The organism is Inquilinus limosus DSM 16000, assembly GCF_000423185.1.
GTDB lineage: Bacteria > Pseudomonadota > Alphaproteobacteria > DSM-16000 > Inquilinaceae > Inquilinus > Inquilinus limosus.
Map to the genome: position 1 here is coordinate 101,242 of NZ_AUHM01000031.1, position 9,514 is coordinate 110,755.

Annotated in this window: 7 protein-coding genes; 3 read left to right on the plus strand and 4 right to left on the minus strand. The window is 67.1% G+C overall.

Translation table 11 applies throughout. The features are described 5' to 3' along the window. The first annotated feature begins 43 nt into the window (after window positions 1-43). Window positions 44-2,509 (plus strand): calcium-binding protein, encoded by a 2,466-nt coding sequence (locus tag G537_RS42285; RefSeq protein WP_155888733.1) that lies wholly within the window; start codon window positions 44-46, stop codon window positions 2,507-2,509. Between the two features lie 174 nt (window positions 2,510-2,683). Further along, window positions 2,684-3,856: an isovaleryl-CoA dehydrogenase gene (locus G537_RS0123370; protein WP_026872180.1), complete on the plus strand. Its 1,173-nt coding sequence runs from the start codon at window positions 2,684-2,686 to the stop codon at window positions 3,854-3,856. Window positions 3,857-3,903: 47 nt separating this feature from the next. Here the strand turns inward: G537_RS0123370 and G537_RS0123375 are convergent, their stop codons facing one another. From G537_RS0123375 to G537_RS0123385, 3 genes are all read right to left on the minus strand, one after another. Next, window positions 3,904-4,290: a DUF5615 family PIN-like protein gene (locus G537_RS0123375; protein ID WP_026872181.1), complete on the minus strand. Its 387-nt coding sequence runs from the start codon at window positions 4,288-4,290 to the stop codon at window positions 3,904-3,906. Further along, window positions 4,287-4,898 carry a DUF433 domain-containing protein gene (locus G537_RS42290; protein WP_051248975.1) on the minus strand — a complete coding sequence of 204 codons (612 nt, stop codon included), beginning with the start codon at window positions 4,896-4,898 and terminating at the stop codon, window positions 4,287-4,289. Before G537_RS42290 ends, G537_RS0123375 begins: the two co-directional genes overlap by 4 nt. Before the next feature lie 91 nt (window positions 4,899-4,989). Then, window positions 4,990-5,424: a cupin domain-containing protein gene (locus tag G537_RS0123385; RefSeq protein WP_026872182.1), complete on the minus strand. Its 435-nt coding sequence runs from the start codon at window positions 5,422-5,424 to the stop codon at window positions 4,990-4,992. Window positions 5,425-5,652: 228 nt separating this feature from the next. Here G537_RS0123385 and G537_RS0123390 point away from each other — a divergent pair, with 228 nt between their 5' ends. Beyond that, window positions 5,653-9,054, plus strand: coding sequence for a type III effector HrpK domain-containing protein (locus tag G537_RS0123390; RefSeq protein ID WP_051248977.1), 3,402 nt, complete (start codon window positions 5,653-5,655; stop codon window positions 9,052-9,054). A gap of 279 nt (window positions 9,055-9,333) precedes the next feature. Here the strand turns inward: G537_RS0123390 and G537_RS43090 are convergent. After that, on the minus strand, window positions 9,334-9,514 hold a 181-nt coding region (locus G537_RS43090), incomplete at its 5' end, for a transposase (protein WP_026872184.1).

The following is a 9,514-nucleotide window of genomic DNA, read 5'->3' on the forward strand; positions in this document are numbered from 1 at the left end:
GCCGGGCTGTCGGCTTGGCAAGATTTCTTGGAGGAGGGATAACATGGGTCTTCTTGACGGCCTGCTCGGGGATGACGGATTGCTCGGCGGTCTGCTGGGCAATGACGGTCTCCTCGGCGGCCTTCTCGGCAGCGACGGCCTTCTTGGCGGGCTGCTTGGTGATGACGGTCTGCTCGGGAATCTTTTGGGCGACGACGCTCTCAGCGGCGTGATCGGCACGGTGAAGAGCGTCCTGGGCTCCCTGGACGGCCTGGTCTTCGGCGGCTCCGAGGGCGAAGGGCTCCTCGGCGGCGTCTTCGGCCTGGTCGATGGGTTGCTCAACGGCCTGCTCGGCGGTGCGCTCGGCGGCGATCTGACCGGCGGCCTGCTCGGCTCGGTCGAGGATCTGCTCGACGGCATCCTGCACGCCGACGTGCTCGGCAGCCTGGTCGGCGGCGTGCTCGAGACGGTCGGCGGCCTGCTCGGCGACATCCTCGGCGGCGACGTGCTCGGCGGTATCCTGAACGCCGATCTCGGCGGCATCCTGGGCGGCGTGCTCGAGACGGCGAACGGCCTGCTCGGCGGCATCCTGGGCGGCAGCGACCTGCTCGGCGGCCTGCTGGACGGTGACCTGCTCGGCGGCGTGCTCGGAACGGTGGGCGGCCTGCTGAACGGCGTCCTCGGCGGCGATCTGCTGGACGGCGGCCTGCTCGACGGACTGCTGGGCGGCGACCTGCTGGGCGGCCTGCTCGAGACGGTGAACGGCCTGCTGGGCGGCATCCTCGGCGGCGACCTGCTGGGCGGCGACCTGCTGGGCGGCGTGCTCGATCTGGTCGACGGCCTGCTCGGCGGCCTGACCGGCGGCGACGACCTGCTCGGTGGCCTGCTGGGCGGCCTGCTCGGCGGCGACGACCTGCTCGGCGGCCTGATCGGGGCGGTCGAGGGCATCGTCAACGGCCTGCTGGGCGGCGATCTGCTGGGCGGCGACCTGCTGGGCGGCCTGCTCGGCTCGGTCGGCGACCTGCTGAACGGCCTGCTGGGCGGCGACCTGCTGGGCGGCGTCCTCGACGGCGACCTGCTGGGCGGCCTGCTCGGCACCGTCACCGATCTGCTCGACGGCATCCTCGGCGGCGACCTGCTGGGCGGCGACCTGCTCGGCGGCATCACCGACACGCTGAACGACCTGCTGGGCGGCCTGCTCGGCGGCGGCGACCTGCTGGGCGGCGTGCTCGGCACCGTCACCGGTCTGCTCGACGGCCTGCTGGGCGGCGACCTGCTGGGCGGCGACCTGCTGGGCGGCCTGCTCGGCACGGTTACCGGCCTGCTCGACGGCCTGCTGGGCGGCGACATCCTGGGCGGCACCCTCGGCGGGCTCGACCTCGGCAACATCGGCGGCACGGTCGAGGGCATCCTCGGCGGCGTGCTGGCGACGGTCGAGGGCGTGCTGGGCGGGCTGCTGGGCGGCGACGGCCTCGGCGGCATCATCGACCTCGACGGCATCCTGGGCAGCCTGCTCGGCGGCGGCGTCAGCCTGGAGGCTGCGCTCGACACCGTCCTGGCCTCGCTCGGCGATGCCGTGTTCAGCATCGACATCAGCGGCCTGGGCAACATCGGTCCGCTCGACGTCGTCACCGGCCTGCTCGGCTCGGTGCTGAACGTCGTCGGCCTGGGCGCCAACTCCCTGGCCAACATCGTCGGCGACGTGGCCGGCTCGGCCGACACCGTCAATGGCGGCGCCAATGCCGACATCCTGAACGGCTATCTCGGCGACGACCGGATCCGCGGCAATGCCGGCGATGACCGCATCGACGGCGGCACGGGCAACGACACCGCCTATGGCGATGCCGGCAACGACACCATCACCGGTGGCATCGGCAACGACACCATCGTCGGTGGCGCCGGCGCCGACGTCATGATCGGCGGCGTCGGCAACGACATCTACTACGTCGACAACTTCGGCGACCGGACTCAGGAGCTGGCGAACGGCGGGACCGATTGGGTGGTCTCGACCAAGAGCTGGACCCTGGCCGACAACGTCGAGAACCTGATGCTGGCGCAGGGCTCGGGCACCCAGGCGGTCGGTAACGCCCTGGGCAACACCCTCTGGGGCAACGAGACCAACAACGGCATCGCCGGCCTGGCCGGGAATGACATCATCGACGGCAAGGCCGGCAACGACGTCCTCGACGGCGGCGCGGGGACCGATACCCTGACCGGCGGCGCGGGCGCCGACAGCTTCCGGTTCCAGTCGATCGCGCACACCACGGTCGGCGCCGGCCGAGACGTGATCCTCGACTTCAACCACAGCCAGGGCGACAAGATCGACCTGCACTTCATCGACGCCAGCACCAAGGTCGCCGGTGACCAGGCCTTCAGCTTCATCGGGTCGGCCAACTTCACCGGCGTGGCCGGGCAGCTGCACTTCCAGGGCGGGATCCTGAGCGGCGACATCAACGGCGACGGCTGTGCCGACTTCGAGATCCAGGTCAAGGGTGCGGCCTCGCTGGTCGCGTCCGACTTCGTGCTCTGATCGGCTCAGGCCGGTCGGGGGGATCGGCCCGGACGCTTGGCCCACGGGCGTCCGGGACTCCGATCCACCACTAGGGCAGCCGCGCGATGTCACGGCATCGCGCGGCTTTTCTTTTGCGGCGACGGCTTTGCTACAGTGCGGCAAACACCGCTGCGACTGGGAGCGACGCCCGCCATGATCCCCAACGAGCCGCAAGGCCTCGATTTCATGCTCGGCGACACCGCCGACATGCTGCGCGATTCGGTGCGCGGCTTCGCCGAAGCCGAGATCGCGCCGCGCGCCGCCGCGATCGACCGCGACAACCAGTTCCCGATGGATCTCTGGCGCAAGATGGGCGACCTCGGCGTCCTCGGCGTGACGGTCGAGGAGGAATACGGCGGCGCCGGCATGGGCTATCTCGAGCACATGGTGGCAATGGAGGAGATCTCCCGCGCCTCGGCCTCGGTCGGCCTGTCCTACGGCGCCCATTCCAACCTCTGCGTCAACCAGATCCGGCTGAACGGCACCGAGGAGCAGAAGCGCCGCTACCTGCCGAAGCTGGTCGCGGGCGAGCATGTCGGGGCGCTGGCGATGTCCGAGCCGGGCGCCGGCTCCGACGTCGTCGGCATGAAGCTCAAGGCCGAGAAGAAGGGCGACCGCTGGGTCCTCAACGGCAACAAGATGTGGATCACCAACGGGCCGGACGCCGACACGCTGGTGGTCTACGCCAAGACCGACCCGGCGGCCGGCCCGCGCGGCATCACCGCCTTCCTGGTCGAGAAGGGCTTCAAGGGCTTCTCCACCGCCCAGAAGCTCGACAAGCTCGGCATGCGCGGCTCGAACACCTGCGAGCTGGTGTTCCAGGACTGCGAGGTGCCGGAGGAGAACGTGCTCGGCCGGGTCGGCGAGGGGGTGCGCGTGCTGATGAGCGGCCTCGACTACGAGCGCGCGGTGCTGGCGGCCGGGCCGCTCGGCATCATGCAGGCCTGCCTCGACATCGTCCTGCCCTATGTCCGCGACCGGCGGCAGTTCGGCCGGCCGATCGGCGAGTTCCAGCTGATGCAGGGCAAGGTCGCCGACATGTATGTCGCGCTGAACGCCAGCCGCGCCTACGTCTACGCGGTCGGCCGCGCCTGCGACCGGGGCCGGGTGACGCGGCAGGACGCGGCCGGCGCCATCCTCTACGCCGCCGAGAAGGCGACCTGGATGGCGCTGCAGGCCATCCAGGCGCTCGGCGGCAACGGCTACATCAACGAATTCGCGACCGGCCGCCTGCTGCGCGACGCCAAGCTCTACGAGATCGGCGCCGGCACCTCCGAGATCCGCCGCATGCTGATCGGCCGCGAGGTGATCGGGCTGAAGGGGTAGGGCGGCTGGCCGGATGGCCGGGCTCCGCGCTCCCAGCCTGTGGCTTCTCAGGGCAGCGGATATCGCCGGATCGACCACCCCTTCGTTGTGTCCACAGTGACCTCGACCACCTGGTTCACAAGATCGGGATCGAGATCAACAGCATCGAGAAGTGCGGCGAAGGCGCGGCACTGGGCGTCGCGGCCGGGAATGCTGCCCTTGAGCAACGCCACGCCTGGATGGATCGTCTGGAGGCGATAAAGTGCTAGGAAATCGATAACGTTGTTCGTGACGAGGACGAGGTCGTGCATCGCAACGACCTTGATGACATCCCAGTCCTTGAGCCCGGCCTTGCCGAGATCCACGAGCGTCTGGGCAGCATAGCCCCGTTGGTAGGCCACATCGCAACGTGCTCGGGAAAGGCACTCGTCGATCAGAAAGCAGGGGGCGGTCATCGCCCCCGCTTGGTCCGGTCGGACGCCTCCTGCCACGGCGCCTTGGCGCGAGGGCGACCGCGGCGCGGGTAGGCCACGCACCAGATCCGGGCGGCATCGAGCATATCGCGCGTCAGCCTGGGATAGTCCTCGAGCAGCTCGGCTTCGGAGATGCCGGCGGCGAGCGCATCTGCGATCGGATGGACGAGGATCCGGGTCCCTTTGAAGGTTGCCGCGCCTGCCTGGATGTCCGGATCCTCGACGATCAGCCGTTTCGCGCTCTTCAGCTTTCTCCACCGGCTGTCGATATCAGCCCGATAGGGCCTCAGATCGACTTGATACGTCACGCTGGTTTCGGGGTCCTTCGTCACGAGTCGTCCCGGCGATGCTCCTTCCGCCAGCTTGGCGTACCAACGCTGGCGGATCTCCACGGGAACTCGTCCTGCCAGCGACGTCTCGATCTTGAAGGCCACCAATCCCCTCTTGTCGAGCCGTCGACGTCCGCCTTGCGCCGTCACCCAGCGGGAAGGAACACGCTTCCGGTCGATCGCATCGTTGATCTGGTCGGGGCGAAGGCCTGTGACGACACATGCCTCGCCGACCGTGAGGTCGTCAGTCGCGTCGGCCATCTCGCCCTCCAAAATGCATCTGCGCCATGCAGACAGATTTTGTGTCATGGGCAGTTTGAGTCAAGTCGACAGCGGCCAGCCGCCTGACGGCCTACTTGTCGTAGGTCGTCAGCGTGGCGCCGGTGTCGCCGACCGCGACCACCACCAGCTTGGCCGGCTCGGTCGCGCTGGCGTTCTCGCTGACGCCGTGGGCGGAGCCGGGCGGCTCGATCCAGAACTGGCCGGCGCGGAACACCTCGGTCGGGCCGCCATTGACCTGCGAGCGGACGGCGCCCGACACGACATAGGCGAACAGCGTCGCCGAGGCGTGGTGGTGGTGCGCCGGCGAGGTGCCGCCGGGGGCGTAGTCGACGGTCAGCGCGGTCAGCGACTTGCCCGGGATGTTGGCCAGCGGCTGCGCCGTCAGCGGCGTGACCGTGTCGCCCTGTCCCGCCGCCCGGGCGGCCGTCCAGGCCTGGCCGCCGGCGAAGCCGATGGTTCCGGCCAGGACCGCAACCGCGGCGATCTTCCTGGAAACGAAGGTCATGGTGCTTCTCCATCTCGGCGGCCGGTCGCATCCGGGGCCGCTCCGAAGACAGGACGAGGCAGCCGCCGCGGATGTGACGGCGGGTTGCGTCTTCATCCGTCGCTGCAGCGGGCCCTGAAACCATCCTCGGCAAAAAGGCATCACCCTGTCACACGCCGTTCACGGGCGGTCCCTAGGCTCATAGTCATATCGGACTGAAACATCGCAGATGCCGGAGAAGCCTGTCACATGGTGAAAGTCGACGCAGCGACCGACCGTTCCGCCCTGGGCGCGGCAGACCCCAGGACAGACCCCGAAACCATCAACGCCTGGGAAGAGGCCAAGAAAGCGGCCAGGGAGGCGGGGATAGTCTGGAACCGGCCGAAGGGTGACGATCGCTCGGCGCAGGACATCATCAATGACACGCCCCTGTTGCGCGATCTCGGCAATCAGAGCGGCGTCAGGGACATGCTGGAGGACAGGGTCGGCGGCGACATCGAGACGGATGCAGACGCCGCCTTCAGGGCGGCGCAGGTTCTCGAGCATGTCGAGAAGTTCGACGAGAGCGGAAACAGGATCGCCGGAGGCGACATCGGCAATGGCCGCGTCGACGGCTTCACCAAGGACGGCGACGCCAGGCACGGCACGGAAGCCGGCCGGCTGCAGGACTTCGGCAAATACGGCTTCTCCAACCTGAAGGGCCAGCTCGAAAACCCGGCCTCCGCCGGCGACGACACGGAAGCCCGCGAACAGGCCGAGATGGTGGGGATCACATGGGAGCTGCCGGACGACGACAAGCGTTCGGCGCAAGAGATCATCGACGACTCGCCGCTGCTGAAAAATCTGGGCAACCAGAGCGGCATCAAGGACATGCTGAAGGAACGGGTCGGCGATTTCGAGACGGATGCAGACGCCGCCTTCAGGGCGGCGCAGGTTCTCGAGCATGTCGAGAAGTTCGACGAGAGCGGAAACAGGATCGCCGGAGGCGACATCGGCAATGGCCGCGTCGACGGCTTCACCAAGGACGGCGACGCCAGGCACGGCACGGAAGCCGGCCGGCTGCAGGACTTCGGCAAATACGGCTTCTCCAACCTGAAGGGCCAGCTCGAAAACCCGGCCTCCGTCGGCGCCGACGCGGAAGCTCGCGAACAGGCCGAGATGGTGGGGATCAAATGGGAGCTGCCGGACGACGACAAGCGTTCGGCGCAAGAGATCATCGACGACTCGCCGCTGCTGAAAAATCTGGGCAACCAGAGCGGCGTCAAGGACATGCTGAAGGAACGGGTCGGCGATTTCGAGACGGATGCCGATGCCGCATTCAGGGCGAGCCAAGTCCTCGATCGCATCACGATGTATGACGAGACGGGCAACGCCCTGTCCGGTGGGGACGTCGCCAACACCAGCGTCGACGGCTTCACCAAGAGCGGCGAAGCAAGACACGGCACGGAGGCTGGCCGCCTTCAGGATTTCGGCAAATACGGCTTCTCCACCCTTCCGGGCGTGAAGAAGGCCGAGGATATCGGCAGCTACAAGGACTTCCTGAAAGCCAATCCGGACGCGGATGAGGCGTCGAAAACGCTGGCCAGATACGCGGCCATCATCGGCGAGAACTTCGACGCGATCAGGGGCAAGACCGGTTCGGGCGACAACCTGACGGCCGAAGCGCTGAGGAAGTACAGGGACGAGAACCCACAGATCAGCGAGGAGTTCAAGGAGGCGCTCGATTTCTGGTCGCAGCCGGGCGCCTTCAACACGCTCGAGACGGCGCAGGACCCGCTGAAACTCAAGCCCGACGGCAATCTCAGCCAGGACGACGTGAAGAACTGGCTGGCGGCGCAGGCCCCGAAGGATGCCGCCTCGGCCATCACCTTCCTGTCAGGCGTCGCCGACAGGAATGTCGTCGCGGGCACCGATACCAGCCAATTGAACCAGGACCTGTTCGAGCACCCCGAAAATCACTCCACGGAAGAAAAAGCCGCTGCCCTTCAGGAGCTGCTGACGGCCCGGCAGCTGATCACCGAGGGCGCCGCGGCGGGCATGTGGAAGGACGACTACTCCATCGTCAGCATCGCCAACCGCGTGCGCAGCCATCCGAATCCGGAGAAGCTGCTCGAGGACGTCAACGATCATATCGAGACCCTCGAGAGCGACCCGGAGGTCGTCAAGTATCTGAACGAGAACAGCTCCAAGCAGATCACCACGCTGCTGGACGACAACAAGGGCCTCAAGGACGCCCTGCAGAAGACCTATGACGACGATATCAAGTCCGGAAAGGCCCTCGACAGCCTGTGGGACACGAGGATGAAGGACGGCAAGACGGACCAGCAGGCGGTCCTGGCCGAGTTCTTCGGATCGGCGCAGATGTTCCAGGGCGCCCTGGGCATCAAGGACGCGGCGGATATCCAGAACGCCGTCAAGAATTCCAAGCATGCCGGCGAACTGCAGGATTTCTACGAGAATTCGCTGGCTTCCGGCGATCGCCTGAACGAGCTGCTCAAGACCAGTTCCTTCGAGAAGGCAGCCAGTGCGTTCAGCATGGAGGTGGCGCTGTACAACGCTGCGCTCGACCCCGAATTCACCGGGAAGTTCGACGGGCGGCTGAATGAGAACTTCACCCGGATCGCGCAGGACAACGCCTTCAAGGACGCTTCGTTCGACGACCTGAAAAAGGCGTTCGGCATCAATGGCGGCGACGAGCTGGATGAGGAGAAGGTTAAGTCCTTCATCGAGCAGGTCGGCAAGGACAATCCGGAGCTGTTCATCAATCAGGACGGGACGGTCGCAAAGCCCGACCAGATCCTGGCCACTTTCAGGGGCGACTGGGACCTGCTGCGCCAGGGGGCGAAGACGCTCAACGAGCTCCAGCTCTTCAGCCCTGATTCGTCGGTCAAGGGGGCCGCCGACAAGGGTGTCCTGCATGGCGTCAGCGGCCTCTTCCTGGCCGGTGTCACGATCGCCAAGGGCGCCAGCGGCTCGGGCAAGCTGACCGAGCGGCAGATCGTCGACATCACCACCGGCTCGATCCAGACCGCCACGATCATGACCGAAGGCGGGATCAAGGGCTACCAGGACTACCTGAAGGGCGTGAAGGGCAAGCTCGAGGGCGATCTTCTCGACCATGTCGGCTCGCTTCTCGACGACGTCTCCCCGGAGAGCCAGGCCCTGCAGGAGAAGAACAGGCTCCACGACAAGCTGACCTCCAACCTGGGCAAGTTCGAGCAGGCTGCCAAGGGCCTGGGCGGGATCGTCGGCATCGCCGCCGGCGCCTACGGCATCTTCGACGGCGTCCAGGCGATCCGGAAGGGCGATACGGTCACCGGCGGGATCAGCATCGCAGCGGGCTCCCTGGGGGCGATGGCCGGCCTGGCGTCCGCCGTCGAAGGCGGGCTGGCGCTGTTCGCCCCCAGCGTGGCGCGGATGATCCCGGCGCTGGCCGCTGGCGGCCTCGGGTTGGCTGCGGCGGGTGTCGGTGCGCTGGCGCTGATCCTTCCGAGCCTGATCGAGGAAGGCAAGCAGCAGAAGAGGGCCGACGACTTCGGGGACCTGCTCGGCAGCTATCTGACGAAGTACGGGATCGACGGCGTGAAGGACGGCGACATCTGGGATGTCCCCGATGACGAATGGCCTGACGCCGGCAGCGGCCTGTCGTGACGCGCGTCTGATGCGGACCGGCGCTGGGCTGGGATCGGCAGCACATGGGTGATCAGCGCGCATCCGCTCACCGGTCCTGCCGACCAAGCCCATTCCGCCTCCTGCTTAACTCGGAACACATGTTCATGATATGTTCCATGGATGTGGCGCAGAGCGATGGCGAGGCGGGCGAGGCCCGGCCGTCCGATCCCGACCGAGGCTGTGTGGAAACGCGTGTTTGGTGAGGGCAGGTGGGGGTGTCGGCGTGCTACCGGCAAAGCAGATTGGGCAGATCGGATATCAGGCCCGGATCGCCTGGAGGCCGCCGACGCCGAGGATCGAGATCACGCGCTTGAAGTTGTAGGCGAGGACCTGGAGGCTCATCTCGGTGCTGACCCGCTGTAATCCTCGGGTCAGGAAATGGGTGGCGCCCATCCAGGCTTTGAGGGTGCCGAACGGGTGCTCGGCCGTCTGTCGGCGG

What these genes read in the sequence shown, in the direction of transcription:
- G537_RS0123385 (WP_026872182.1), bottom strand. Translation starts at nt 5,424, where the DNA reads ATGACCTTCGTTTCCAGGAAGATCGCCGCGGTTGCGGTCCTGGCCGGA.
- G537_RS0123375 (WP_026872181.1), bottom strand. Translation starts at nt 4,290, where the DNA reads ATGACCGCCCCCTGCTTTCTGATCGACGAGTGCCTTTCCCGAGCACGT.
- G537_RS0123370 (WP_026872180.1), top strand. Translation starts at nt 2,684, where the DNA reads ATGATCCCCAACGAGCCGCAAGGCCTCGATTTCATGCTCGGCGACACC.
- G537_RS0123390 (WP_051248977.1), top strand. Translation starts at nt 5,653, where the DNA reads ATGGTGAAAGTCGACGCAGCGACCGACCGTTCCGCCCTGGGCGCGGCA.
- G537_RS42285 (WP_155888733.1), top strand. Translation starts at nt 44, where the DNA reads ATGGGTCTTCTTGACGGCCTGCTCGGGGATGACGGATTGCTCGGCGGT.
- G537_RS42290 (WP_051248975.1), bottom strand. Translation starts at nt 4,898, where the DNA reads ATGGCCGACGCGACTGACGACCTCACGGTCGGCGAGGCATGTGTCGTC.